The 26,322-nt window shown below is 68.1% G+C and carries 23 protein-coding genes and 1 pseudogene; 16 read left to right on the top strand and 8 right to left on the bottom strand.

Annotated features, from left to right (window positions below):
- Nucleotides 1–43 precede the first annotated feature (43 nt).
- The 7 genes and pseudogenes from SM116_RS16495 to SM116_RS16465 all read left to right on the top strand — a co-directional run bounded on the left by SM116_RS16495 (nucleotide 44) and on the right by SM116_RS16465 (nucleotide 8,360).
- Complete coding sequence (locus SM116_RS16495; protein WP_320942055.1) at nucleotides 44–883, top strand: fumarylacetoacetate hydrolase family protein; 840 nt, start codon at nucleotides 44–46, stop codon at nucleotides 881–883.
- Between the two features lie 18 nt (nucleotides 884–901).
- Nucleotides 902–1,645: an SDR family NAD(P)-dependent oxidoreductase gene (locus SM116_RS16490; RefSeq protein WP_320942054.1), complete on the top strand. Its 744-nt coding sequence runs from the start codon at nucleotides 902–904 to the stop codon at nucleotides 1,643–1,645.
- 36 nt (nucleotides 1,646–1,681) lie between these two features.
- Nucleotides 1,682–1,900, top strand: a pseudogene (locus SM116_RS16485) (hypothetical protein); the annotation flags it as partial.
- Between the two features lie 156 nt (nucleotides 1,901–2,056).
- Entirely contained in the window at nucleotides 2,057–3,334 is a 1,278-nt protein-coding gene (locus tag SM116_RS16480; protein ID WP_320944200.1) for an ABC transporter substrate-binding protein, read from the top strand.
- A 73-nt stretch (nucleotides 3,335–3,407) separates the two neighbouring features.
- Nucleotides 3,408–4,355, top strand: a complete 948-nt coding sequence (locus SM116_RS16475) for a carbohydrate ABC transporter permease (RefSeq protein WP_320942053.1) — start codon at nucleotides 3,408–3,410, stop codon at nucleotides 4,353–4,355.
- Nucleotides 4,352–5,179: a carbohydrate ABC transporter permease gene (locus SM116_RS16470; RefSeq protein WP_320942052.1), complete on the top strand. Its 828-nt coding sequence runs from the start codon at nucleotides 4,352–4,354 to the stop codon at nucleotides 5,177–5,179. The genes SM116_RS16475 and SM116_RS16470 overlap by 4 nt, the downstream gene beginning before the upstream one ends.
- 22 nt (nucleotides 5,180–5,201) lie before the next feature.
- The gene (locus SM116_RS16465; protein ID WP_320942051.1) at nucleotides 5,202–8,360 is read left to right on the top strand and encodes a glycoside hydrolase family 38 N-terminal domain-containing protein; all 3,159 of its coding nucleotides are present in this window, start codon (nucleotides 5,202–5,204) and stop codon (nucleotides 8,358–8,360) included.
- 33 nt (nucleotides 8,361–8,393) lie between these two features.
- Here SM116_RS16465 and SM116_RS16460 read toward each other — a convergent pair whose 3' ends face one another.
- The 8 genes from SM116_RS16460 to SM116_RS16425 all read right to left on the bottom strand — a co-directional run bounded on the left by SM116_RS16460 (nucleotide 8,394) and on the right by SM116_RS16425 (nucleotide 16,357).
- Nucleotides 8,394–9,089: a GntR family transcriptional regulator gene (locus tag SM116_RS16460; RefSeq protein ID WP_320942050.1), complete on the bottom strand. Its 696-nt coding sequence runs from the start codon at nucleotides 9,087–9,089 to the stop codon at nucleotides 8,394–8,396.
- Nucleotides 9,090–9,225: 136 nt separating this feature from the next.
- A complete protein-coding gene (locus SM116_RS16455; RefSeq protein ID WP_320942049.1) occupies nucleotides 9,226–10,152 on the bottom strand; it encodes a fumarylacetoacetate hydrolase family protein in 927 nt (308 codons plus the stop codon).
- A gap of 44 nt (nucleotides 10,153–10,196) precedes the next feature.
- The gene (locus SM116_RS16450) at nucleotides 10,197–11,117 is read right to left on the bottom strand and encodes an SMP-30/gluconolactonase/LRE family protein (RefSeq protein WP_320942048.1); all 921 of its coding nucleotides are present in this window, start codon (nucleotides 11,115–11,117) and stop codon (nucleotides 10,197–10,199) included.
- A complete protein-coding gene (locus tag SM116_RS16445) occupies nucleotides 11,117–12,217 on the bottom strand; it encodes a zinc-dependent alcohol dehydrogenase (RefSeq protein WP_320942047.1) in 1,101 nt (366 codons plus the stop codon). The genes SM116_RS16450 and SM116_RS16445 overlap by 1 nt, the downstream gene beginning before the upstream one ends.
- Complete coding sequence (locus SM116_RS16440) at nucleotides 12,214–13,428, bottom strand: mandelate racemase/muconate lactonizing enzyme family protein (RefSeq protein WP_320942046.1); 1,215 nt, start codon at nucleotides 13,426–13,428, stop codon at nucleotides 12,214–12,216. The genes SM116_RS16445 and SM116_RS16440 overlap by 4 nt, the downstream gene beginning before the upstream one ends.
- Nucleotides 13,428–14,483 carry a substrate-binding domain-containing protein gene (locus tag SM116_RS16435; protein ID WP_320942045.1) on the bottom strand — a complete coding sequence of 352 codons (1,056 nt, stop codon included), beginning with the start codon at nucleotides 14,481–14,483 and terminating at the stop codon, nucleotides 13,428–13,430. The genes SM116_RS16440 and SM116_RS16435 overlap by 1 nt, the downstream gene beginning before the upstream one ends.
- 99 nt (nucleotides 14,484–14,582) lie before the next feature.
- Entirely contained in the window at nucleotides 14,583–15,620 is a 1,038-nt protein-coding gene (locus SM116_RS16430) for an ABC transporter permease (protein ID WP_320942044.1), read from the bottom strand.
- Nucleotides 15,617–16,357: an ATP-binding cassette domain-containing protein gene (locus SM116_RS16425; protein WP_320942043.1), complete on the bottom strand. Its 741-nt coding sequence runs from the start codon at nucleotides 16,355–16,357 to the stop codon at nucleotides 15,617–15,619. The genes SM116_RS16430 and SM116_RS16425 overlap by 4 nt, the downstream gene beginning before the upstream one ends.
- Before the next feature lie 125 nt (nucleotides 16,358–16,482).
- Between SM116_RS16425 and SM116_RS16420 the strand changes: the two genes are divergently transcribed.
- The 9 genes from SM116_RS16420 to SM116_RS16380 all read left to right on the top strand — a co-directional run bounded on the left by SM116_RS16420 (nucleotide 16,483) and on the right by SM116_RS16380 (nucleotide 26,248).
- Nucleotides 16,483–17,205, top strand: coding sequence for an SDR family NAD(P)-dependent oxidoreductase (locus tag SM116_RS16420; RefSeq protein WP_320942042.1), 723 nt, complete (start codon nucleotides 16,483–16,485; stop codon nucleotides 17,203–17,205).
- A gap of 110 nt (nucleotides 17,206–17,315) precedes the next feature.
- A complete protein-coding gene (locus SM116_RS16415; RefSeq protein ID WP_320942041.1) occupies nucleotides 17,316–18,107 on the top strand; it encodes a FadR/GntR family transcriptional regulator in 792 nt (263 codons plus the stop codon).
- Between the two features lie 77 nt (nucleotides 18,108–18,184).
- On the top strand, nucleotides 18,185–19,600 hold the full coding sequence (locus tag SM116_RS16410; protein ID WP_320942040.1) for an aldehyde dehydrogenase family protein: 1,416 nt from the start codon (nucleotides 18,185–18,187) through the stop codon (nucleotides 19,598–19,600).
- Nucleotides 19,601–19,737: 137 nt separating this feature from the next.
- Nucleotides 19,738–20,676, top strand: a complete 939-nt coding sequence (locus SM116_RS16405) for a DMT family transporter (protein ID WP_320942039.1) — start codon at nucleotides 19,738–19,740, stop codon at nucleotides 20,674–20,676.
- Nucleotides 20,677–20,738: 62 nt separating this feature from the next.
- A complete protein-coding gene (locus SM116_RS16400) occupies nucleotides 20,739–21,716 on the top strand; it encodes a LacI family DNA-binding transcriptional regulator (RefSeq protein WP_320942038.1) in 978 nt (325 codons plus the stop codon).
- 210 nt (nucleotides 21,717–21,926) lie between these two features.
- The gene (locus SM116_RS16395; protein ID WP_320944199.1) at nucleotides 21,927–23,192 is read left to right on the top strand and encodes an ABC transporter substrate-binding protein; all 1,266 of its coding nucleotides are present in this window, start codon (nucleotides 21,927–21,929) and stop codon (nucleotides 23,190–23,192) included.
- Between the two features lie 3 nt (nucleotides 23,193–23,195).
- Nucleotides 23,196–24,146 carry a carbohydrate ABC transporter permease gene (locus SM116_RS16390; protein WP_320942037.1) on the top strand — a complete coding sequence of 317 codons (951 nt, stop codon included), beginning with the start codon at nucleotides 23,196–23,198 and terminating at the stop codon, nucleotides 24,144–24,146.
- Between the two features lie 4 nt (nucleotides 24,147–24,150).
- Nucleotides 24,151–25,005 carry a carbohydrate ABC transporter permease gene (locus SM116_RS16385; protein WP_320942036.1) on the top strand — a complete coding sequence of 285 codons (855 nt, stop codon included), beginning with the start codon at nucleotides 24,151–24,153 and terminating at the stop codon, nucleotides 25,003–25,005.
- A 31-nt stretch (nucleotides 25,006–25,036) separates the two neighbouring features.
- On the top strand, nucleotides 25,037–26,248 hold the full coding sequence (locus SM116_RS16380) for a Gfo/Idh/MocA family protein (protein ID WP_320942035.1): 1,212 nt from the start codon (nucleotides 25,037–25,039) through the stop codon (nucleotides 26,246–26,248).
- Nucleotides 26,249–26,322 lie beyond the last annotated feature (74 nt).

Raw genomic sequence — 26,322 nt, 5'->3', positions numbered from 1 at the left:
CGACCATCCGGCCCCAGCACTCGACACGAAAGAGAGAACCCTCATGCGTTTCGCGCGAATCGGCGCCCCCGGGCGGGAGATCCCGGTCGTCCTCGTCGGCGACCAGCTCCTCGACCTGCGCCCCCTGACTCCCGACATCGACGGCGCCTTCCTCGCAGCCGACCCGGTGGGCGCCGTCGAGAGGGCGATCGGCACGCTTCCCGTGGTCGAGCCCGAGGACGGCACGCGATTCGGCGCTCCGATCGCTCGTCCCGGCGCCGTCTACTGCATCGGCATGAACTACGCCGCGCACGCCCGCGAAGGAGGCAGCGAGCCGCCGACGGACATCGTCGTGTTCCTGAAGCCGCCGCACACGGTGGTCGGCTCGGACGACACCATTCCGCTGCCGCCCGGCACGCAGAAAGTGGACTGGGAGGCCGAGCTCGCGATCGTCATCGGAACGCCGGCCTGGCAGCTGACGGGGCCGGATGCGGCCCTCGACCACATCGCGGGGTACACCGTGGCCAACGACCTCTCCGAGCGGCAGTGGCAGCTCGAGATCTCGGGCGGTCAATGGTCCAAGGGCAAGGGAGCGCCGGGATTCTGCCCGCTCGGCCCGTGGCTCGTGACGGATGCCGACCCCTCCGACCTGTCGATCCAGAGCTTCGTCAACGGAGACGTGCGGCAGGACTCCCGGACCTCCGACATGATCTTCGACGTCGCCACCATCGTCGCGCGGCTCAGCGCGCACACGCTCCTCGAACCGGGGGACGTCATCCTCACCGGCACGCCCGAGGGCGTCGCGCTGTCCGGACGCTTCCCTTACCTCACCGACGACGACGTCGTCGAGATCGCCATCGAAGGCTTGGGGCGCCAGCGTCAGCGCGTCGCCGCGGCCGTCTGAACCAGGAGAGCAGCACTCATGAATGCATGGGACGGCAAGGTCGCCATCGTGACGGGGGGTGCGTCCGGGATCGGGCGCGCCACGGTCGAGCGGCTCGCGCGCGACGGAGCCCAGGTCGCAATCTTCGATCGAAGCGTCGTCGAGGGGGTGGATGCCGTCTCCGTCGTCGTCGACGTGACCGACCCCCGGTCGGTCGAGCGCGCCGTGGCGGACGTCGTCGCACGGTGGGGCCGCATCGACATCGTCGTCAACTCGGCCGGGGTCGGTGCGGCCGGCCGGATCGTCGACAACGACGACGCCGAGTGGACGCACGTCCTCGACGTCAACCTCATGGGTGCGGTGCGCGTCATCCGCGCCGCGATCCCGCACCTCATCGCGGCGCGGCCGTCGTGCGTCGTGAACGTCGTGTCGGCGGTCGCCCTCACCGGCTTCCCGAACCGGTCGCTCTACAGCGCGAGCAAGGGTGCTCTGCTCGCGCTGACACGGGCGCTCGCGGCCGACCATCTCGCGGACGGCGTGCGCTTCAACGCCGTCTGCCCCGGGACGACCGAGACCCCGTGGATCCAGCGGCTCCTCGAAGCCGCTCCGGATGCGGGCGTCGAGCGTTCGAAGCTCGAGGCGCGGCAGCCGCACGGCCGGCTCGTGACCGCGGAAGAGGTCGCCGCCGCGGTCGCGTACCTCGCCGGCCCGGATGCGCAGTCGACGAACGGCGTCGCCCTGTCGGTCGACGCCGGCATCGAAGCGCTCTATGTCGGGTCGTGAGCGGGTCGGGTCGTGAGCAGGACGCCGTGACCTCGTATGGGCACGAGCATGCGCCGCACGTCCTCCTCGCGGTGGGGGAGACGATGGCGATGGTGGCGCCCGCGTGGGCAGAGAGTCTGGTCGACGCCATTCGACCCCGCCGTCGTCCGGACCGCGCAGGCTGTCCGCATCCCGATCCTTCCCGGCGTCGCGACCCCCAGCGAGGTGCAGCTCGCGATGGCGGCGGGGTTGACCTGGGTGAAGGCGTTCCCCGCGGCGTGGCTCGGGTCTCGAGTGGCGCCGGCAAGAATCTCTTGCAGACTTGAATACTTGTATGTAAGCTTCGATTCAACGAGACCGGGTCTCGAATCCTGCAGTAATCACAGAGAGGTGATGCACGTGGTTCTTGGATCACACACAGTCAGGTCGACGATGCGCGCAGCCGCAGCGGTGACCGCGGTGGCACTGGTGGGTGTCGCGCTCGCCGCATGCAGCGGCGCCGCCCACGCGCAGAAGGACGGCGGGGCCGTCGCGCTGACGATGTACAACGACAACCCGCAGTGGAAGGACGGCTTCGTCAAGGCGGGGCAGGAGATCGCGAAGACGACGGGCTACTCGCTGAGCCCGCTGTCGCTGCCGTCGACGGCGAACTACACCCAGACGGTGCTGTCGGCTCTTCCGACGAACAAGTCGGGCGACATCATCAAGTGGTGGAGCGGCAAGATGCTCCAGGGCCTCGCGGCGACCGGGCAGCTGCAGGACCTCACGACACAGTGGGACGCCGCGGTGAAGGCCGGGGAGATCAACGACGCGCTGCGGCCGTTCTACTCCTACAAGGGCAAGGTGTACGCCGTGCCCTTCGTGCAGTCGTACTGGGTGACGTTCTACAGCAAGACCGCCTTCCAGAAGGCCGGCATCGCGGCTCCGCCCACGACGTGGACGGACCTCGAGGCCGACATGGCGAAGCTGAAGACGGCCGGCTATCAGTTCTGCACCGGGCAGTCGGAGGGGTGGCCGTCGTTCGTCCCCTTCCAGATGTTCCTCGGCGCCGAGTCGCCCAGCACGTACGACGAGCTCACCCAGAACAAGGCGAAGTTCGACGACCCGGCCGTGAAGACGGCGATGACCACGTGGAAGAAGTGGATCGACAGCGGGTGGATGTCGCCCGCGGACACGAAGACGTTCGACTGCCCCGCAGCGATGAAGGCCGGCAAGATCGCGATGGTGCCGATGGGCACCTGGGCGAACGGCATGTTCAAGACCGCCGGACTCACCGACAGCGAGTACGGCGCCTTCCTGACCCCGTCGATGAAGGACGGACAGGCTCCCGGCCTGTATCTGGAGGGTGGCGCGATCGCGGTGCCGAAGAACGCGCCCCATAAGGACGGGGCGCTGAAGGCGATCGCGGCGTGGATGACGGCGCCGGTGCAGAAGGTGTGGTCCGGGTACATCGGAGACTCCTCGCCGAACCCCAACGTCACGGCGACCGATCCGGTGATCCAGAGCGTGGCCCAGCAGGTCAAGGACGAGAAGCCGACGATCCTCAACCGCTACTACGAGTCCTTCCCGCCGAAGCTCGTGCAGTCGAGCATCAGCACACTGGGCGGATTCATGGTCGACCCCTCCACGCTCGACCAGACGATCGCGGCGCTCAACAGCCAGGCGAAGACCGAATGGGCCGCCTGGGACTCGAACCCGAGCATCGGCTAGCCCCCGTGCTGCGGGAGGGTCTCCGCCCCTCCCGCAGCACGCTCCCTTCGGCAGCCACGACCCGAGGATTGTCATGACGCTCATGAAAGGATCGGTCTTGGACGAGACCAAGACCCGATCAGAACCGAAGTCCCGCCCGCAGCGGCGCAGCGAGCCTCGCTACGAGCGACGCGACCGGATGGCGGCGGCGCCGTTCTTCCTCGCCGCGCTGCTCGTCGTCGGCATCGTCCTGCTGATTCCGTTCGTCTACACGATCATCCGCTCGTTCATCGGCTCGGGTGACGAGGGATTCGTCGGATTCGCGAATTACGTGACGATGTTCGAAGATCCGAACCTCCAGCTGAGCCTGTTCAACACCGTCTTCTGGGCGATCGGATCGCTCATCATCCCGGTCGTCCTCGGTCTCGGCATCGCCGTCATGACCAGCAGCATGAGGCTCGGCGGCGTCGCGCGCGCCGCGGTGATCCTGCCGTACGCGCTGGCCGGCACCGTCGTGGCGATCATCGGAAACATCATCTTCACGAGCGCCGGGTCGCTCAATCAGGCGCTCGAGTTCATCGGTCTGCTCGCTCCTGGTGCGCCGGTGCAGTGGCTCCTCCATTGGCCGCTCAACGTCATCAGCGCGCTGCTGATCGCCTCCTGGCAGTCCACCGGCGTCAACGTGGTCCTCTACATGGTCGGATTGCAGACGATCCCTCGCGAGACCGTCGAGGCTGCGGCCATCGACGGCGCCGATGGATGGGTGAGGTTCAAGGATGTGATCCTCCCGCAGCTGCGTCCCACCACGATCGTCGTCATCGGCCTCACGATCACCAACGCGCTGCGCGCCTTCGACGTGATCTGGGTGCTGACGCAGGGCGGACCGAATCGGACCTCTGAGACTCTCGCGCTCTCGATGTACCGGGAGTCGTTCCTGCTTCTGGACCCTGCGGTGGGCAGTGCCATCGCGGTCGTGCTGACGATCATCGTCGTGGTCTGCTCGTGGATCTACCTGCGCCGCCAGATTGGAAATGAAGCATGAAAGCGCGCCTGCGCCCCGGCGTCCTCTTCCGCAACACCCTCGTCGTCCTGCTGACGCTGCTGTGGGTCGTCCCGACCTACCTCGTCGTCGTCAATGCGATGACGCCGGTGAAGTCGTACACCGGGAGTCCCGTCTGGTGGCCGACCGGCTTCGCCTTCTTCAGCAATGTCGCGCAAGGGTGGCAGGCGGGGTCGTTCGACCAGGTCTTCTGGAACAGCGTCCTGTACGCGGTCGTCGGATCGGGGCTGGCGGTCGCGCTGTCCTCCGCGGCCGCGTTCGGTCTCACGATCATGCCGGTGCGTCGCCCGCGCCTGTGGTTCTGGCTGATCTACGCCGGCACGCTTCTTCCGCTCCAGGTGTTCGCGGTGCCGCTGTACCAGGCCTCCGCAGCGCTGGGACTGTATGACACGAAGACGATCATGCTGATCGTGTACACCGCGCTGTGCATCCCGTTCGCGTTCTTCATCACGCGCAACTATCTGGTCACCATCCCGTCCGAGATCGGTCAGGCGGCGAAACTGGACGGTGCCGGCTGGTGGCAGATGTACCTCCGGGTCTTCCTGCCCCTGATGCGGCCCGCATTGCTGGCCGCCTTCGTCTTCCAGTTCATCTACATCTGGAACGAGCTGTTCTTCGGCATCTCCCTGACCATCAGCGCCGAGAACCAGCCGGTCATGGCGGCACTCGCATCGCTGCAGACGCAGTCGAGTGCCCTGTCGCAGCCCGCGATCCTGGCGACCGCGGTCGCCGTCTCGGCCCCCGCGATCATCGTGTTCCTCGTCTTCCAGCGGTTCTTCGTGACCGGCCTCACCAGCAACCTCTGAATCCGAAGGAGCCATCTCCCCCATGTCTCACGACGACGTGACGTCCGACGTCGACGATGCCCCCGGCCTCTTCACGGAAGACCAGGGGCAGGCAGATCTGCGCCGCACCTACCCCTTCGACCACCCCCGAGCGATCAATGGTCTGCGCGATCGGGCCTTCCGCGCCCAGCCCGGGGTCGGCGAAGCCGTCGACGTGGCCGTCGAGCCGCTGCTCAGGCGCGGCGACCGGGGCCCGGAGCAGCCGATCCGCGTCCGCACGTCGCACGCGGTGACGTGGGCGGAGATCACCCTGCCGGACGGCACGATCCTCACGCCTGCCGCGGAGCGCACCCTGGACGGCGCGCGGTTCTTCATCCCGGCGCAGTCCGAGTCGCTCGTGGTGCGACTCGGACTCCCTGAGATCGACGACCTGTCGGTGGCGGTGACCGTTGCTCCGGTCCGACCGTGGGAGGTGTCGCTCATCCACCACTCCCACTTCGACATCGGGTACACCGACCTGCAGAGCAGGGTCATCGTCGAACAGCTCGCGTATCTGGACGACGCGCTGCGGCTTGCCGAGAGCGAGCCGGAGGCGACGCCGAGCGCCTTCCGCTGGAGCGTCGAGTCGATCTGGGTCCTGCGCGAATGGATCCGCCGTCGCCGGCCGCAGACCGTCGAGCGCTTCATGGAGCAGGTGCGATGCGGTCGGATCGAACTGGCCGCGATGCCGTTCAACATGCACACGGAGACCTGCTCGACCGAGGAGCTGCACGGCCTGCTGCGCTACGCCCGGGAGATCTCCGCACGGTTCGGGGTTGACATCCCGGTGGCGTATCAGACCGACGTCCCCGGATGCGTCGCCGGAACCGTGGAGGCGCTCTCCGATGCCGGCGTGAAGTATCTGGCGGTCGCGCACAACTGGGCGGGCCGGTCCGTCCCGTACCTCAGGGACGGAATCAATCTGCCCCGTCTCTTCCGGTGGGCCTCGCCCGGCGGCGCGAGCGTGCTCGTGTGGCAGACCACGACCGCACAGGGGATGGCGTATCAGGAAGGGGCGAACCTCGGATTCCACGACTCGATCGAGGACGTCGAAGATCGCCTTCCCCTCTACCTCCTCGCGGAGGCGTCCTACGGGTACCCGTACGACGACAACTGCTTCGGCTTCGCGATGGGCGACCGGGATTTCGACCGCGACCCGTATGGGTGGAACGAGCTCCACCTGCGGGTGATGGGTCGCGTCGGCGACAACTGTCCGCCCAACCGACGCCTGAACGAGATCGTCCGCGACTGGAACGAGCGCTGGGAGTATCCGCGGCTTGCCGTGTCGACCTCCCAGGAGTTCTTCGAGCTCATGGACGCGCGGCATGGCGACGAGATCGAGACGTTCGTCGGGGACTGGAACGACTGGTGGGCGGACGGAATCGGCTCCGCGGCACGCCACCTGCAGATGAACCGCGAGGCCCAGGCCGCTCTGTCCCAGGCGACCACGATCAATGCGCTGCTCGGCACGGATGCCGTCCCGGGGTTCGACGACCGGCTCGACGCGGCCTGGGAGAGCGTCGAACTCTTCGACGAGCACACATGGGGCGCCGCGCATCCGTGGACGGCGGGCGACTCCGCCTACGACACCGGGGTCGATCAGTGGCACTGGAAGGCCGAGAAGGCGATCGGCGCGCAGCAGGAGTCCTGGCTGCTCACCCAGGAGGTCCTGCGCGCCTATGCGGAGCAGAGAGGCGGAGCGGGCGACGCATCCATCTGGGTCGTCAACACCGAAGGCACCGCACGCGACGGTCTCGTCTCCGCTTTCCTCCCCGAGAGCCTCGTGCATACGCGGGCGGGCATACGACTCGTGGACAGCCGCACCGGGCGCGACATCACCTTCGCTGAGGACGATCAGGTCAATCCCGTCCACCGCGATGCCGGCAGACTGCTCCGGTTCCGTGCTGAGGGTGTGCCGGCCCTCGGATCGTTGCGGGTGGACGTGGAGGTCGTCGATCCTCGCGGTCGCGTCGTGACCTCGGAGGGAACGCTGATGCCTCGCCGGCCCGCGGACCCGATCTGGCGACTCGACAACGGGCTGATCCGCGTCGAGGTCGATCCGCGGCGGGGCTGGATCACCTCGATCCGCGACCTCGCCACGGGGCACGAACTGGTCGATTGGGGGTCCGCGTTCGGCTTCAACGCCTACGTCCACGATCGGCTGGCCAGCCAGGGGCACTTCAATCACCTGTCGGGATTCGTCGCCGACAGCGGGCCCGATCTGGTGCTGCTCGCGGATCGAGCGACCCAGACGCACGTGGCATTCGAGGATGCGGGTCGCGACGACGTGTCGAGCTGGATCCGATTCCGCTCCTTCTGCACGGGGGTCGAGGCGATCGTGACCACGATCCGGCTCGATGTCGGCGCCGGCGCCGTCGACATCGAGAACCGGGTCGTCAAGGCGTCGACCGCGAGCAAGGAATCCGGCTTCTTCGCCTTCCCGTTCGCGATCCAGGACCCGGTCGTGCGCTACGAGGTCTCGGGCTCCGTCGCCGGTACGGACGTCCCGCACGTGCCGGGCGGCGCCGACTACATGCACGCCGTCCGGGACTGGGTGAGCCTGTGGGGTGACCGGCGCGCGGTCACGCTCGTCACGCGGGATGCGCCGCTGGTCCAGCTCGGCGACATCGCCCTGCCGTACGCGCCGTTTCCCGGCACGCTCAAGAACCGCGAGCCCAGCACCGTCTTCTCTTGGATCCACAACAACCTGTGGGACACGAACTTCCCGTCCGAGCAGTCGCTCGACATGGTTTTCCGTTACCGCGTCGCCGCCTCGGAGACCCAGGGCGCAGAAGAGGCGGGGACGCGGGGTGCGCAGCTGGCTGCGGACCTCGTCCGACCCCTGCTCGCGGTGGCGGCCGACCCGGCGGAGGCCGCCGGCACCGCGGACGCGCTCCTGACCGTCGACGATGACCGCGTACGCGTGCTGTTCATCCGACGCGAGCCCGACGGCGGGATCCTTGTGGCGCTGCAGTCTCTCGCGGAGACCGCGATTCCGGTCACGCTCACCATGCGCGACGAGGTCGTGCGAGCCGCGCGCGCGACGCTGAACGGCGAGCGACGCGAGTCGCTCTCCGTGACGGATGGGCGGCATCTCACGGTCACGATTCCCCGGTTCGCGACGACGGCCGTCGCGCTCCTCACGGCGGCGGGAGAGGAGTAGGGTCTCGCCGCATCCATCGCCCGCGTCGCCGGTCTACTCCTCGAAGTACTCCGGCGACCGGGCGCGGAAGGCGTCGTCGCTATCGATGAGGATGCGATGCGCGTGCCGCTGGATCGCTTCGATGCCTGTGGGCAGGTCGCTGTTCTCGAGCGCCTCGACGATCGTCCGATGCTCTGCGGTGATGTCGGGGTTGTCGAGTGCATCCGCCAGGTGCAGACGTCGGAGGCGGTCGAGGTTCAGCTTCACGCCGCGGAGCACATCCCACACGTGCGGGAAGCCCGCGAGTTCGAACACCTTCTGATGCAGCTGCTCGTCCGCCTCGAAGAAGGCCTCCGCGTCGTGCGCCCGTGCCGCTCGAGCCCCTGCCTCGAAGATCCGACGCAGTTCTGTGGTGTCGAGGTCGGGCTGGGCCGCCGCGGTCTCGAAGGCGCCGACCTCGAGGGCCGACCGGACGAAGCATGCCTCGGCGACATCGCCCATCAGGATGGGGGCGACGCGCGTGCCGACCTGCGGCGTCACCACCACCAGCCGCTGGTCGGCCAACCGCGTCAGAGCCTCGCGGACGGGCGCGCGGCTCACGTTGAGCTGCGCCGCCAGACTGGGCTCGGAGATCGGCGTGCCGGGCGGGAGCGACATGTCCCGGATCGCCTCGCAGATCTCGTCGTACACCCAGTCGGAGATCCGCTGACGCTTCACCACAGGTCGGGCACGGGGCTGGAAGTCCCTCATGTCCGGGGATCGTCGCGTCGCCTCCATCTCCGGCGAACCGCTGCTCTCGACCATGACGCCCTCTCCCGGGATGCTTGCCGCCAAGGATACCGACGGTCGACGTCGCTCCCGCCGGCCGCGCGCCGGGGAAGCGGTCCTATGCCTGACCGTCGGCTCGAGTCATGCGCGAGCCCCTGACGACGACAGGGTTCACGAGTGTTCCGAGTTCGGCGATCGTGATCGCGACCTCGTCGCCCTCCTGCAGCGTCACGTCCATCTCGGGGACGAGCATCGTGCCCGTCGAGAGCACCATGCCGTCCGGAAAGTCATCGGCGGCGAAGGCGTATGAGACGAGGTCGTCGAAGCTGCGGCGCATCTTCGCGGTGGTGCCCCTCGCATCCCACACCGGCACGCCCCCGCGCCGGATCTCCGCGGTGATGTCGAGTGCATCCGGGGCGGTCACCTCCCAGGCCGGCCGGACGGACGCCGCGATCGCGCACGAGTGCCAGTACACCTTCGCCTGAGGCAGGTAGAGCGGATTCTCGCCCTCGATGCTCCGGGAGCTCACGTCGTTGCAGATCGTGAAGCCGACGATCTCGGCGAACGCGTTCACCAGGACGGCGACCTCGGGCTCCGGGACGTTGAGGGCCGAGTCCTCGCGGATGCCGACAGGCGCCGCATCCGTCACGACCTTCCATGGCACCGACTTGAAGAAGAGCTCGGGTCGGGCGGCGTCGTAGACCTTTGCGTAGACGTCGGCCACCTCACTCTCCTCCTCGCGGGCGTCGCGTGATCTCTCGTACGTGACTCCGGCGGCCCACACCTCCATCTGCCCGCTCGCGGGGGGCAGGGCCTGTGCGGCCTCGACGTCGGCGGCCTCGAGGTCGCAGTCGGGATCGAAGTCGCGGGCGAGGGCCTCGTCGACTGCAGCACGGATGTCGCTGAGGCGGAGACGCAGCAGCTCATCCAGATCGCAGCCGAGGGAACGCCAGTCGCCGTCTGTCGTCACGGCGCCGGCGGCCGGCGCTCCTCCGTTCGGCGGGAAGCAGCGGCGCAGGCTCGTCGAGCCGTCGATGAGGGTCATGAGGGAGGTCCAATCGGATGCGGGGAGGGAGGAGAGTCGTCGCGTCACAGGCCGGCTGTGGCCGGTTCCCACGGCGTGGCGGCCGGGCCCGTCACACCGAGGCCGGTGATGGCGAGGACGGCGCCGGCATGGGGGTCTGCGGCGTGGTCGGCCGCGCTGTACCGGTAGCTCAAGGAGGTGACGATGAGCGTGTCGAGCCCGGCGCCGGCGAAGCACACGCTCGTGGGGCTGCGCACCGGCAGGAGCACCTGGCGGTCGGGGGTGCCGTCTGGGAGATAGCGCTCGAGGCGTCCGCCACCCATGATCGCGAGCCAGAGCCCGCCCTCGTCATCCACGCACATGCCGTCGGGGATGGCATCGGGAGCCAGGCGGAGCCGGAGGAACGGCGATGCCTCGCCCACTGCTCCGGTGGTCGGGTCGTAGTCCGCCCGGTACACGGTGTGCGCGGTCGAGTCGACGACGTACATCGTGCGGCCGTCCGGCGACCAGCCCAGGCCGTTGCCGAGTCCGAGGTCCCCGAGAATCGGGGTGGCGCCATCCGGGTCGAGCCGATACAGCTCGCCCGCATCCGTCCCTGCCTCGTAGGGCATGGTCGTGGCGAAAGCGCGGCCGTCAGGCGACACCTTGGCGTCGTTGAAGCGCACCAGCGGCCGATCGCGCAGCGGCGCCGCGAGTGGGATGCGGTGTCCCGTGGCGCGGTCGTGGCGCACGAAGCCGTCACGGATGACGAGCAGGAGCTCGCCGGGGTCGCGTGTTGGAAGCACGGCCCCGATGTGCGTATCGACGCGCAGCTCCTCCTGCCAGGCCCCGTGCGCGGCGAGGGTCCCGTCGGCGGCCGCGATGGCGGCGGCCCGCCATCCCTGGCCGCGGAGGATGTCCACCCACCGGAGCTCGCCGGTTCGCGCGTCGAAGGCGGGACCTTCACCCACCTCCGCGTGCGCGTCGTACAGGATCGTGATCTCCATCACCTGCCCTCCTTGTCTTCCGAACGTAGGGCGGATGTCGCGCCGGGGTCCACGAGCACCTTGGCGAGCGTGTTCGGCTCGCTGAGCGTGTGGAGCATGGCGGGAACCTCCTCCAACGCGATCGTCTTGCTGAGCAGTGCCCCGACCTGCACCGTGCCGTCGGCAAGGGCGTGAACGGCCGCCGTCACGTCGGTGTCCCACATATGGGCGGCCGTGCCGAGTATCCGCAGCTCGTGCAGGACGGCCTGACGCCAGGGGAAGGCGGGGCCGGAGTCGTTGATGCCGACGAGGATGATCGATCCTCCGCGGCGCGCCAGGCGGAAGCCGGCATCGAACGAGTCCGGCCGACCGGCGCATTCGAACACGACATCCGCGCCGCGTCCTCCGCTGACGCGTCCCACCTCGGCGGGGCCGTCGTCCGGCGACGCGGCGACGGCTCCCACCTCGGCGGCAAGCGCTCGCCGATGTGCCGCCGGGTCGATCGCGACCACGGTCGCGCCCTCGCTGATGCACACCTGTGCGATGAGATTCCCCACCACACCGGTGCCGACCACAGCCGCGACACGACCCCGAAGATCGCCGGCTTTCGCCACGGCCCGCGTGGCGACGGCGACAGGCTCGGCGAACGCCGCGACATCGCCGGGCACATCGGGCGGCACCGGCACCATCGTGCGGCTTCGGCACAGCATGAACTCGGCGAGGCCCCCATCGCCGGTCTGGCCTCTGACGACCAGGCGCGGGCAGAGCCCTTCCTCGTGATGGCGGCACCACCAGCAGTCGCCGCATCCGTCCACGACGTCGGGGATGACCCGGCGGCCGACCAGGTCGGGGCGGTCCGCGCATGCGACGACGACGCCCACCACCTCATGGCCGGGGATCATCGGCGCCATCGCGCCGGAGACGGGGTGAGGTGCGTCCACGGGGATGTCGTGCGGACCGGTGCGGTACTCCTCGACATCCGTTCCGCACAATCCGACCCTCTCCACGCGGATGAGCGCCTCGCCGGCGCGGGGACGAGGAGTGGGCACGGTCTCCACACGCAGGTCACCACGCGCGTGCCAGCGGAGCGCGCGCATCGCAGCGCCGACGGGCTCGCTCACGGCGTGCTCACGCGACGGCAGACGGAAGCGTCGGTGCCGTCGGCGGCTGCCGCGAGTACCTCCGGCCTGAGTTTCACGCCGTGTCCGGGATCATCCGGCACCGTCACGTGCCCATCCTCGACCTCCGGCAGGCCGGTCACCAGATCGCGGTACCAGGTGCGGAGGAAGGCGCGCACCGTCTCCTGGATCACGCCGTTCGGCTGGCTCGCCGTCAGATGGATGGCGGCAGCGAGGGTCGCGGGGCCGGTGCAGTCGTGCGGTGCGATCGGCACCCCGTGCGCATCGGCGAGAGAGGCGACCTGCCTCGCCTCCACCAGTCCTCCGGTCCACTGCACATCCACGGTGGCGTAGTCGAGAACGCCCGCTCCCAGGAGCGGTGCGAACCCGCGTCGTCCGACCGCCGTCTCGCCCCCCGCGATCGGCACCTCCGTGCGGCGGCGAAGCTGGGCGTATGCGTCCACGGCGTCGGAGCGGATCGGATCCTCGACCCAGAACGGCTGGAACTCCGAGAGCTGGTGAAGGATCTCGGTGGCCGCAGGAAGCTGCCAGAGGCCGTGGAGCTCGATCATGATCCGCATATCAGGACCGCCTCCGGCGCGGGCGGCCGCGACGATGCCGAGCGCGGCATCCATCTCCCTCGATGAGATGGATGTGCCTGCGGTCCGCTCCGCCGCCCGATCGAACGGCCAGATCTTCATCCCCGTGATGCCTTCGGCCCGCAGCTCCGTGGCCAACTGCTCCGGTCTGGTCAGGAACGCGTCCAGATCCTCCCACGGCGAGGCGGAATGATCGGTGCCCCAGTTCGCCGAGTTCTGCTGGGTGGACGTGCGCACATAGTCCGCACCCGCACAGGTGTTGTACGTCTCGAGGGTGGTGCGCACCGCACCACCCAGCAGACGTGCGACCGAGAGCCCCGACCGCTGGCCGACGGCGTCCCAGATGGCGAGGTCCACCGCCCCGTTCCCCCGCTGCTCGACGCCGCCCGAGGCGAAGCCGTTGTAAGGGCGCAGAGCCAGCGCCGCGGACGCGGGGGTGACATCGTCCAGATCGAACAGAATCCTCGCTGCGGTCTCGTGCAGGTAGGCCTCCACCGCTCGCGCGCCGAAGAACGCCTCACCGAGGCCGACCGTTCCGTCGTCGGCATGCAGGAGCACGAAGACGAGGTTCGGCTGCAGCGCCGGTCGAAGGGTCTCGAGGGAAGTGATGCGCATCAGGCGTACTTCGCCTCGCGGACCATGATCTCGGCGATGTTCGACTTGTCCACGATCTCCGCGCCGGTGTCGACGCTGCTGCCGGGGTATCCGGCGCCGATCTGCTCCGCGATCATCGCGGCGGCCAGCCACCCCTGCGCGTAGGGGTTCTGCCCGAGCGTGAAGTCGATACCTCCGTCTTTGATGCCCTGCAGCACGGGTGCCGTCTCGTCGAAGCCCCCGACGGCGAACTTGCCGACCAGGTTGTTCTGCTTGGCCCAGGTGGCGACGAACTGGTGGTCGAATGCGGTCATCGCCCATCCGACGACAGGCGACTTGCGGTAGCGCGCGTCGATCGCGCCGACCGCCTTCGTCTCGTCGGTGGAGGTGACGAGGAGCTCCGTCGTGTAGCTCGTGCCGTTCTGCTGGTTGAACCGATCCACCCCCTGCTTGATGCCTGTGGCGCGGTCGTCGAGCGCGCTGTTGCCCGGCGCGAAGTTGCCGACGATGATCACGCCGCTCGTCTGCCCCGTGTGCTGCTTCGCATACTTGGCTGCGAGCATGCCTGCGTCGATGCCCGCGACGATGAAGCTCTGACCGACGAAACCGATACGGAACTTCTTGTCGGCGCCCGTGGCGACGTTCGAGAGCACCACCGGGATCTTCGAGTCGATCGCCTGCTGGATGTTCGCGTCGAAGGCCGTCGGGTCGATGCAGGTGAAGATGACGCCGTCGGGCTTGCTGTTCAGTGCATTCTTCTGCATGTCGACGGTCTGCTGCACATCCTGCGGGGAGGGGCCGTTGAACTGCGTCTTCCACCCCATCGCCTTGCCGAAGTCCTCGAACCCCGCCTGCACCGGAGCGAAGAAGGAGTTCTTGTCGTGCACGATGAAGACGACCTTCTTGCCCGCCTGGGCGCTGCCCGTTCCGACCGATGCGGCCGCTGCCGCGGCCGGCTTCTCGGGCGAACACGCGGCAAGGAGCATTGCGGCCCCGCCGAGGGCGGCTGCGGCGCCACCGCCGACGATGAGACCGCGCCGGCTGATGTGTCCGTTTTCTTGACTGTTCTCTGACATTGGTCGACTCCTTCGTTGGGGTGGGACTGCTGATTGAGCGTGGATCGGTCCTCCGGCACGCCGCACCGGCTCGGTCGGGCACGGTGCGGACCCGTCGGGTCAGGTGCGCAAGTCGGCGCCTGTGCGCTTGGCCACCAGGCGATTGATGAACACCGCAACGACGATGAGGAGCCCGGTGGCCACTTGCTGCCAGTTGTTGCTGATGCCCGCGAGGATCAGCGCGTTGTTGAGCACGCCGGCGACGACTGCGCCGAGGAACGTGCCCACGATGGTGCCCTTGCCGCCCGTGAGGGAGGCGCCGCCGACGACGACGGCGGCGATCACGCTGAGCTCGAATCCCGTGCCAGTCAGCGGGTTGCCGCTTCCGAGCCAGCCGGTGAGCAGTAGGGCGGCGACCGCACACAGGAAACCGGTGAGGGCGAAGCAGATGATCTTCGTGACGTTCACATCGATGCCGGCGTCGGCGGCGGCCGATCGATTGCCGCCGACCGAATAGACGTTGGATCCGAATCGGGTGAAGGCGAGGACGACACCCAGGACGAGCAAGAGGAGGATCATCCACAGTGTCTGTGCGCTGAGGCCGGGGAAGAGGTAGCCGGATGTGATCGCTCGGAACACCTCGTTCTTGGACGCGATGATCGGTACGCCTTCGGACAGCAGCAGCGCGGCGCCCCGGTAGACGGCGAGCGCGGCGAGCGTGACGACGAACGACGGGATGCCGAAGATGGTCGTGACCACACCGTTGAGGGCACCGGTGCCGAGGCCGAGGATCAGGGTGGCGGGAATCGCAGCGCCCGCAGGGATGCCCCAGTCGTGGATGCTCCAGGCGAAGAAGACGGCGAGGAAGCCGTACTGGGAGCCGACCGACAGGTCGATCTCGCCGACCACGATGACGTAGGTCATGCCGGCGGCGACGATCGCGATGATGGCGATCTGCTGCGCGATGCTCAGCAGGTTGTCGGCATCCAGGAAGTGAGGTGCGAAGATCGCCGCGGCCAGGATGAGGACCACCGTCGCCGCGAAGATGCCCACCTCGTCGCGACGGATCAGCCGGTACCACGCCGACTGGTCGAACTGCTCTTGGCGGTGGACCACCACAGCGGAGGTGGCGGTCGTCGTGGGAGCGGTTGTGCTCATGCGAGGGCTCCGGCAGAGGTGGACATGATCAGTTGGATGACCTCGAGCGCGGCGGTGTCGGCCACCGCCTTCACCCCGGCGACACGTCCCTCCCGCATGACGACGATGCGATCGGCGACCGCCATGACGTGATCGATGTTGTGACTGACGAGGATCACGGCGGTGCCCTGGTCGCGGAGCCGAGTGATGAGGTCGAGGACGGCCTGCTGCTGCTCCGGCCCGAGCGCAGCGGTCGGCTCGTCGAGGAGCACCAGGCGGCCGCCGAGGTGGACAGCGCGCGCGATCGCCACTCCCTGACGCTGCCCGCCGGACATGCCGCCGACGGGAAGCCGCATGGAGCGGATCTTCACCCCGAGTTCCGTGATGACCGCCTGCGCCTCCGCTCGCATCCGGGCGCGATCGAGAAAGCCGAAGCGCGTCAGTTCTCGACCGAGGAAGACATTGGCGGCCACGTCCCGCTGATCGACGAGCGCGAGGTTCTGATAGACCACCGCGATCCCGGCCGCCGTCGCATCCCGGGGGGAGGCGAAGGCGACCGGCGCGCCGTCGACGAGGATCTCGCCTGCGTCGGGGGCGTGGGCGCCGGCGATCGTCTTCATGAGCGTGCTCTTGCCGGCACCGTTGTCGCCCATCAGGCCGACGACCTCGCCGGCGTCGACGCTGAACGACACGCCGCTGAGCGCGCGCACACCGCCGAACCGCTTCGAAACATCCCGTACTTCGAGAAGAGCGGACATCGTCCTGGACCTCGTTGTTCAGCTCGGGGCGCACCAGGCTGGTAGGACTGGTACTGCCGGTCAGACCACTTTCGGGCTAGTATGTCGAGCACGGCTATTCCTGTCAACTGGAGCTCGGGGAGACGATGGACACGGACGCGGCACTGGATCTCTCCGGCGAGAGCATCCTCATCACCGGCGGCGGCGGCGCACTCGGGCAGACGATCGTCGACACCCTTCGTGCGCGGGGCGCCCTCGTCGAATCCGTTGATCTGACGACCGGCGTGGATGCGGCCGACCCCGCAGCGATCGACGGCGTGCTCGACCGGCTGACGGACGAAGGCCGCCTCCCGACGATCGTCATGTGCCATGCCGGGGCGGTGGGCACCCATCCGCTCATCGACTACCCGTTGGACGGATTCGATGCGCTCGTGCGGTCGAATCTGAGGAGCGCGTACGTGACCGCCCGCCAGGCGGCTCGGCGATGGACGAGCGGCGGGATGCCGGGTCACCTGCTCTTCACGACGTCCTGGGTGGCGGAGCATCCGTGGCCCGAGATCGGCCCGTACATCGCCACGAAGGCCGCGATCACTGCGATGATGCGGCAGTTCGCCCTGGAACTCGCGCCGCATGGCATACGCGCCAACGCGATCGCCCCGGGCATCGTCGGCGCCGGCATGGCGCTGCACCAGTGGCAGACGAACGACGATTACCGGCGACGCGCCGGATCGGCCATCCCGCTGGGGGCGCTGCAGACGACACAGTCGGTGGCGGATGCCTGCTTGTTCCTCTGCTCCAGGATGGCGTCGTACATGACCGGGTCGGTGCTGACGGTGGACGGCGGCGCGAGCCTCCGGCCGATGGACTGAGCACCCGTGATGCCCTGGAAGAACCCTCCCGCTCCGGAGATACTGTTGGTCCGACCGGTCGCACCGACACAATCCCGGTCGGGCAGCGGAAGACGAAGAAGGACTGTGGCATGAGCAACCGCCTGACATCCGAGATCCCCGGCCCCGGCCCCGGCTTCCGCGGAGTGCCGCAGATCGTCGCAGCACTCGAGGACGAGATCGTCTCCGGCCGATGGCAGGCGGGCGTACGCCTCCCTTCGGAGCGCGTACTGGCGGAGCGCTTCGAGGTCGCTCGCTCGGCGATCCGTGAGGCCTTGCGGATCCTGCAGGAACGGCAGCTCATCGTGACCGCGGGTGGTCGCGGCACGTTCGTGCGCGAGTTCCAGCCCGCTCTCGGAGCCGGCACGGCTGAGCAGCTGGCCCGCTCGGGCCTGGTCACCGCCAAGGACCTCATGGCGGCACGAGCCGTCCTGGAACCGGCGGCCGCCGCACTGGCGGCGCGCAACAGGAGCACGGCGGACCTGCGCCGACTGCACGAGCTCGTCGCCCGGTTCGATACCGCGCTGATTCCGGAGGCGGCGGATGTCGACCTCGAATTCCACACCGCGATCGTCGAGGCGACCGGGAACCCCGTGCTGCAGGTCATGTTCGCCTCCATCCGCACGCTCGCCCACGCGATGATGGCGCGAAGCCTCAGCGACCCGCGCGTCGTCGGGGCCGACCTGCACGACGTCCTGTGCGACCGGATCGCCGCACAGGACGAAGAAGGCGCACGCGCCGCGATGCTCGCGCACATCCAGGCAGCCGAGAGCTTCTACGGGGCGGACCTCGACCGCCCCCTCGCCGACGTGCTCCGCGGCCGCGCCGATCTGGAGCCCGGCCTGGCCTCGATTCTGAAGGAGCTCAGCCAGCCTCCCGCCTGAGACAGCCGCACCCCGACCCACGAGCGATCGATCCCCTCGCGACCCCTGATTCAGCCCGTCCCGCCTTGGAGCACGACATGACCACCACCACCCCGACGCCGACCGCGACCCTCTCCGCGACGACCGATGCAGAGCTCGACGCCGTGTTCGCCGCCGCGGCGGCGGCACGCGGTCCGCTGGCTGCTCTCGGCATCGACGGCCGGCGCCGGGCTCTGGATGCCGCCGCGGCGGCTCTGCGCGACGCAGCCGAAGCGCTGATCCCGATCGCGCGTGAGGAGACTCATCTGCCCGAGGGGCGGCTGCGGGGCGAGATCGAGCGCACCGCGTTCCAGCTCGAGTTGTACGGTCAGGCGGCATCCACCGCCTTCCGCGTGGATCACGACCCCGCGGATGCAGCGGCCGATCCCGCGCCGCGCCCCGAGCTGTACCGCAGCCACCGGCCGATCGGGGTGGTCCTGAACTTCGCGGCCAGCAACTTCCCGTTCGCCTTCAGCGTCGCCGGCACCGACACCGCGTCCGCCCTGGCCGCGGGCTGCCCGGTCGTGGTCAAGACGCACTCCGGTCATCCGCGCCTCTCGGTGGCGACCTGGCAGGTGGTCGCACCGGTGCTGGAGGCGCACGGCTGCCCGCCGGGCACGCTGGCCCTCATCGCCGGCACGCAGGCAGGAATCCGTGCACTCCAGGATCCGAGGGTCGGCGCTGCGGCCTTCACGGGCTCGCTGAAGGGCGGCCGAGCCCTGTTCGACATCGCGTGTGCCCGGCCCACACCGATCCCGTTCTACGGCGAGCTGGGCAGCGTGAATCCGGCGGTCGTCGCCCCGCATGCAGCCGCCACGCGGGGCGACGAGATCGCCGCGGGCTTCTTCGCCTCCTTCACCCTGGGCGCGGGACAGTACTGCACGAAGCCGGGACTGCTCTTCTGGCCGGAGTCGGTGCCCGTCCCCGATTCGCTGCTCTCGGCGGTGCGCGACGCGTCCCTGCACGAACTGCTCAATGAGCGCATCACCGCGGGATTCGAAGACACCAGCACAGCGCTCGAGAACCACCCGGGGGTGAGCATCCTGAGCAGGTCCGAGGCAGGCGCTTCGCGTGCGCTGCTCCTTGCGACGGACGCGGCGTCGGTGCTCGCCGACCCCGCGTCGATCGTGGAGTGCTTCGGCCCGGCGGCACTCGTGATCCGGTACCGCGACGGTGCCGAGCTCGTCGACGCGCTCGGCACCGTCGAGGGGTCCCTCACCGGTACGATCCACGCGGACGATGAGGACGATGCGATCGTCCGCCGGGTGCTGGGCGTGATGGAGGACCGCGTCGGTCGCATCGTGTGGGACGACTGGCCCACGGGCGTCGCCGTCGCGGTGGGCCAGCAGCACGGCGGGCCCTACCCGGCCGCGACGAGCAGTCTGCACACCAGTGTCGGAACCCACGCGATCGATCGCTTCCTCCGGCCGATCGCGTACCAGAACGTGCCGGAGCGGTTCCTCCCGGTGCCCTGATCGCATCTTCGACAGTCTCTGCATGACTGGCCGCCAGTAATCTAAACGATTAAGCACCTCGCGCCCTCGCGACCGGCGGCCTTCCAGATGCGGCCGCCACGTCCCGCTCGCGCGGGGCGAATGGGAGGCGCGGGGACATGAACAGCACGACGCATCCGCGATCTGCGTCCGGCCGGGCCGTCGTGGTCATGTCGGTGGGCCTGGTCCTCCTCCTGTCTGCGACGTGGGTCGTGTCCGCCCACCTCGTCCAGCACGAGCCACCGGATGCCGTGGCCACGGGCAGGTCGATGCTGAGCTGCATCGGCCTCGCCCTCATCGCGCTCCGCAGTCGGTCGACGATCACGCGCTCGCTCAGCCAACTCGTGCGGAGGCCACGGGTCCTGCTCGTCAGCGGCATCCTCGGGGTCAGCGCGTACTCCACCGCATCCCTCAGCGCCATCGCCCTCGTCGGTGCGTCGATCACGAATCTGATCGTTGCCATGGTTCCGACCCTCACGCTCGTGATCGGCCACATCTTCTTGGCGCACCGCCATCGACCAGCGGCGATCGCGGCGGTCGCGCTGACGGTCGTCGGCGCCGTGGTGTACGCGCTCGGCTCGTTCCATCACAAGGAGGTCTCGCCGGTCGTGGTGGTCATGGGCATCGGAGCCGGCATCATCGCTTTGTGCGCGGCATCCCTCTACGGTCTGCACTATGCCCACATCTCGCGCGGGCACGTGCCCGATGATCTGCTGCTCGGGATCTTCCTGTTCGGCACGGCGGGTCTGCTGGCGATGCAGGCCGTGTCCGGCCGGCTCCCTGGGCTCCTCTCGCTCCCCATCTCCGCCTGGCTGTGGCTCGCCGTGCTCGGAATCGCGATCTACGTTCCGGTCTACTTCCTGCAGCATCGCCTCATCCATGAGAAGGGCGCGGTGTTCGCCGCGACACTCTCGCTCGCGGTCCCGATCGTCGTTCGCATCGAGAACATCGCGCTGCGTCAGGAGCCGTGGCCCGGGCCGCCCGAGGTCATCGGCATGATCGTCTGTCTCGCCGGTGTTGCCGTGATCGTCCGCAGCGGGGTCCGGCGGGGCGCCTAGGATATGCCCTGCGTGCGCCGTCGTCCGATGGCCGAGGAGGAACCGTGGATCCAGTGCGGCGGGTGACCATCCGCGATGTGGCGACGCTCGCCGATGTCTCGGTGGCCACCGCGTCTTATGCGCTGACCGGCTCGCGGGCCCGCGGTGCGCGCGTGTCGTCGGAGACCAGGGCCCGCGTCGAAGCGGCCGCCCGCGAGCTCGAGTACAGCCCGAACTCGATGGCGAGATCGGTCCGCACCGGACGCACGGGCGTTCTCCAGCTGGTGCTGCACATGCTGAGCGATCCCTGGACCGTGGGCATCGCGGAATCCGTGACCGCCCTGGCCCCCCAGCACGGGCTCACGGCGCTGATCGCGGTCGACACGGACTACTCCGCGGCGCTGAAGCGCGTCGAATTCGACGCGGCGTTCGTCGCCGCAGCGGTCGGCTCCACCCCCGAGGAGTGCGTCGAGCAGCTCGGGGCGGTGGCGGGCAAGGTGGCGATCTACTCGTCCACTCTCGAGCCCCGCGGGTTCGACGTCGTGCGCTTCGACGACCGGCGCGCGAGCGAGATCGCGATGACGCACCTGCTCGAGCGGCATCGGGCGATCGGCTTCCTCGCCTCGCAGTACGGCGGCGAGCAGGACCAGCGCTTGAACGCGTATCGGGCGATGATGGCGGATGCGGGCATCCCCGTGCCGGACGGGTACATCCAGCCTTACGAGCGGAATCTCGTGGATCCCTACCGAGCGGCACACGAGCTCCTCGGCAGGCCCGACCGCCCTACCGCTGTCTTCGCGTCGGCCGACTTCGCCGGGTACGCGACCATGCAGGTCGCGCGAGAGCGCGGGCTCCGGGTTCCCGAAGACGTCGCGGTGATCGGCATCGGCGATGCCGCGCAGTCCGCCGCGGTCGGGTTGAGCTCGGTCGGGTCGCCGGAGCTCGGACGCCAGATCGCCGAGTTCCTGTTCGAGCGGGCAGATCGCCCGGATACTCCGCCCGGCCGATTGCTCGACCTGCAGCTGGAACTGTTCGCGCGTCAGTCGACGGTGGGCAGCTGATCGCACTGCACGGCCGGCGCGCTGATCCGACAGGGGAGCGCCCTCGTCGCGTTCTTCATGCAACTTGTCCCGAACCCTTGACATCCGATGTCTGCGACATGCAAGATCATGGCAGTCCGAAACGTTTAAGCACAGGTCGTACTCTCCAGAGACTAAACGTTTCAGCAACCAAAGTTCCACAGCACAGAAAGTAGGAGAATCGTGGCGAAGATGCCTCACCGATTCGTGGTCGCGACAAGCGTCGCCGCCGCCGCCGCGGTCGCCCTCAGCGCCTGCTCGGCATCGTCGAGCGCCGCCGACGGCGGCTTGTCGAAGGGTCCCGTGACGCTGAACTACGCGATCTGGGACCAGAATCAGCAGCCCGCTCTGAAGAAGGCCGCGGATGAGTTCACCAAGTCGAACCCGAACGTCAAGGTCGACATCGTGGTCGTTCCCGCGAAGGACTATTGGACGAAACTGCAGACGCAGCTGACCGCGGGCGCGGGCCCGGACGTGTTCTGGCTGAACGGTCCGAACTTCCAGCTGTACGCCTCGAACAACCAGCTCGCCCCCCTGGATGACGCCGTGGGCCGAGACAAGGGCAACTACCCGAAGTCCCTCGTCGACCTGTACACCTACAACGGCAAGCTGTATGGGGCTCCGAAGGACTACGACACCATCGGTGTCTATTACAACAAGGCGCTGTTCGATGCCGCCGGCCTCGCCTACCCCAAGGCGGGATGGACGTGGGAGGAGTTCCAGGCCGACGCGAAGAAGCTGTCCGATCCGGCCAAGGGCGTGTGGGGCACCGCATCCGCCCCGTACGGCCAGATGACGTTCTACAACACGATCCTGCAGGCCGGCGGCCACATCATCAGCAGCGACGGCAAGACGTCCGGCTACGACTCGCCCGAGGCGCTGCAGGGGATCAACTTCTGGAACGACCTGATCAAGAACGGCTCCTCGCCGAGCCTGCAGCAGATCACGGACACCTGGCCGGGCGACACGTTCAGCTCGGGCAAGATGGGCATGTTCTGGGACGGTTCCTGGGCCGCGGGCACGTACAGCAAGGCGGACGGTCTGAAGGGTCACGTGGGCGTGGCACCTCTGCCGGCCGGTCCGGACAGCAACGTCTCTGTCATCCACGGTCTCGCGAACGTCGCCAATGCGAAGTCCAAGAACGTCGGCTGGGCCGAGAAGCTCGCCGCGTTCCTGAGCGGCAAGCAGTCCGCGGAGATCCAGGCCACGACCGGCACCGTCATCCCCGCGTACAACGGCACCCAGCAGGACTGGGTGAAGGCGCTGCCCGACCTGGACGCACAGATCTTCCTGGACGAGGCGAAGGTGGCTGCTCCCTACCCGATCTCCAAGAACACGGCGGTGTGGAACGCCTTCGAGGCCACGCAGATCAACAACATCTACTCGGGGAAGACCACCCCGGAGCAGGGGCTGCAGGACCTCGCGAAGCAGATGAACGACGCGCTCGCCAAGGAGTAGTCGGTGACCGTCCTCGAACAAGAGATCTCCACCACGCGTGGGCGCACCATTCCCGGTGCGCCCACGCGGCGGAGACGCAACCGCAAGTCCAACTGGTGGGCGCTGCTGTTCATCGGGCCGGCCTTCGTCGGGCTGGCAGCGTTCTATTTCTGGCCGATCGTTCGCGGAATCGAGATGGCCTTCGAGAAGGTGGGCGCGTTCGGCGGAAGCAGCTGGGTGGGGCTCGACAACTTCGTGACCGTCTTCACCCAGCCCGAACTGGGTGGCGCGTTGCTGAACACGCTGCTCTATGCGGGGATCGCCCTGCTCGGCATCCCGATCGCACTGGTGATCGCGGCGCTGCTGAACACGGCCGGTCTCCGATTCCGCGGCACGTTCCGCGTGATCTACTTCCTGCCCGTCGTGACGATGCCGGTCGCCGTGTCGCTGGTGTGGCGCCTCCTCCTCAACGTCGACAACGGGATCATCAACACCGTGCTTCGCGGGATCGGTCTGCCCGGAGTCGCCTGGCTGTCGACGCCCGTGGTGAACGTCGTCGTCGTCGCTCTCGTCGGAATCTGGATGGGGCTGGGCACGCAGATCATCATCTTCATCGCCGGCCTCCAAGGCGTGCCCGAGTCCTTGTACGAGGCCGCGGAGCTCGATGGCGCCGGGCCGGTACGGAGGTTCCTCTCCATCACCGTGCCGCTGATCTCTCCGACGACGTTCCTGTTGTGCGTTCTGAGCGTCATCGCGTCGATGCAGGTCTTCGACCTGATCTACCTCATGATCGATCCGGCGACCAACCCGGCCTATCCGGCCTCGAGGAGCATGGTCTCGCTCTTCTTCGAGAAGGGCTTCATGACTCACGATCAGGGCTATGCCGCCGCCATCGCGTGTGTCCTGCTCGTCATCATCCTGATCCTGAGCGCCATCCAGTTCGGGCTGCAGAAGAAGTGGGTGCACTATGAGTGAGACGATGAGCATCACGCTCGCGCGATCGAGCGGTCGGAAGCGTCAATCGCGTCGTCTGTGGCTCGTCTACACGCTGCTCATCGCGGGCGCCGTCCTGATGATCTTCCCGTTCATCTGGGAGATCCTGACCTCGTTCAAGACGCTCTCGGTCGCGGCATCCGTCCCGCCCCAGGTGCTGCCGCTGCCGCCGACGACGCGGGCATACGACAAGGTGCTCAACACCATCCCGTTCTGGCACCTCCTCGGCAACTCGGTCCTGCTGACCGTGATCCGAACGATCGGACAGGTCGCGCTGTGCACGATGGCCGGCTACGGCTTCGCCCGATTCACCTTCCCGGGCAAGAACATCCTCTTCATCGGATTCCTCGCCATCCTGATGGTGCCCGGGCAGCTGTTCATCCTTCCGCAGTACGAGATCATCCAGCACCTCGGAATGCTGAACACGATCTTCGGAATCGCCCTGCCCGGGCTGTTCAGCGTCTTCGGAACCTTCCTGCTGCGGCAGTTCTTCCAATCCCTTCCGATCGACATGGAAGAAGCCGCCCGCCTCGACGGCGCCAATGAGTGGCAGATCTTCTGGCATGTGATGCTTCCCCTGGCCAAGCCCGGCATCATCGCCCTCATCGTTCTGACCTCCCTCTGGTCGTGGAACGACTTCCTGTGGCCGCTCGTCGTCGCCAGCGACGAGAACTCCATGCCGCTCAGCGTCGGACTGACGCTGCTGACCGACCTGCGCCTCAAGGACGACCCCCTTCTCATGGCCGGAGCCCTGCTCGCGTCTCTGCCGATGATCGTCGTCTTCCTCGTCCTGCAACGCCAATTCATCAAGGGCATCGCCTTCTCCGGCGTCAAGGGTTAGCCCTCCATTCCTCGAAAAGGACCCACATCACATGACCACCCCTGTCGGAATCGTCGGGTTCGGGATCAGAGCCCTCATGGCCGAGGAGCTCGCACAGACCCCGGATGTCGAGATCCGTGCGATCTGCGACCCGTCTCCCACCGCCCGTGACCGCGCTCGTGCGCAATTCCCCGACGCATTCGTGACCGACTCCCTCGACGACCTGATCGGCTCCGGCATCGCCGCCGTCTTCGTCCTCGCACCCGACGACACGCACGCCGCGATCACCATCGCCTGCCTCGAGGCCGGATTGGCGGTGTTCTGCGAGAAGCCGATGGCGATCTGCATCGAGGATGCCGACGCGATGCTGGAGACGGCCCGGCGAACGGGATCCCGGCTGTACGTCGGGCACAACATGCGACACATGGCCTTCACCCGCGCGATGCGCGACATCATCCGATCCGGACGGATCGGGGAGGTGAAGTCGATCTGGGTGCGCCACTTCGTCGGCAATGGGGGCGACTACTACTTCAAGGACTGGCACGCCGAGCGCCGTCATTCCACCAGCCTGCTGCTGCAGAAGGGCGCCCACGACATCGACATCATCCACTGGCTCGCGGACGGGTACACCGAACGCGTCGCCGGGATGGGGGGACTCACCGTCTACGGCGACCACGGCGAACGCGGAACGCCGGACGGTGAGATGATGACCGACTGGATCAGCGAGTCGAACTGGCCGCCCAGCACGATGACCGGCATCAACCCGCGGGTCGACGTCGAAGACCTCTCTCTGGTCACGATGCAACTGGACAACGGTGTGCTCGCGACCTACCAGCAGTGCCACTACTCGCCCGACTACTGGCGCAACTACACCGTCATCGGGACGAGAGGGCGTCTGGAGAACGTGGGCGACACCGTCGATGCCGTCATCAACGTGTGGACCACCCGGCGCGGGGGCTACGCCGCGCCGGACGAGGTCGTCCGCGTCCCGAACGAAGTCGGCTCGCACGGAGGAGCCGACCCCAAGCTGATCGGCGAGTTCCTCCGATTCGTCCGACACGGAGGAACGACCGAGACGTCTCCGATCGCCGCCCGTCAGGCGATCGCGACAGGTGTGCTCGCGACTGATTCGATGCGCTCCGACCAGGGAGGACGGACGGTGCCGCCGCTGACTGCCGGCGTGGTCGAGTACTTCGACCTCGGGCAGCCCGGGTCCACGACGCCGGTGCTCGCTCGCGCGGAACCGGCGCTCTCCGAAGGATGACGAGGACTGCGGAGCGTCGCGCGCTCCGCATCCCCGCCGTTCCCGATCCGTGGGCACCAGCGTGAAGGAATCAG

The sequence above is a fragment of the Microbacterium rhizosphaerae genome, from assembly GCF_034120055.1.
In the GTDB taxonomy this organism is placed as follows: Bacteria; Actinomycetota; Actinomycetes; order Actinomycetales; family Microbacteriaceae; genus Microbacterium; species Microbacterium rhizosphaerae.
This window is presented reverse-complemented; position numbering and strand designations above follow the sequence as displayed.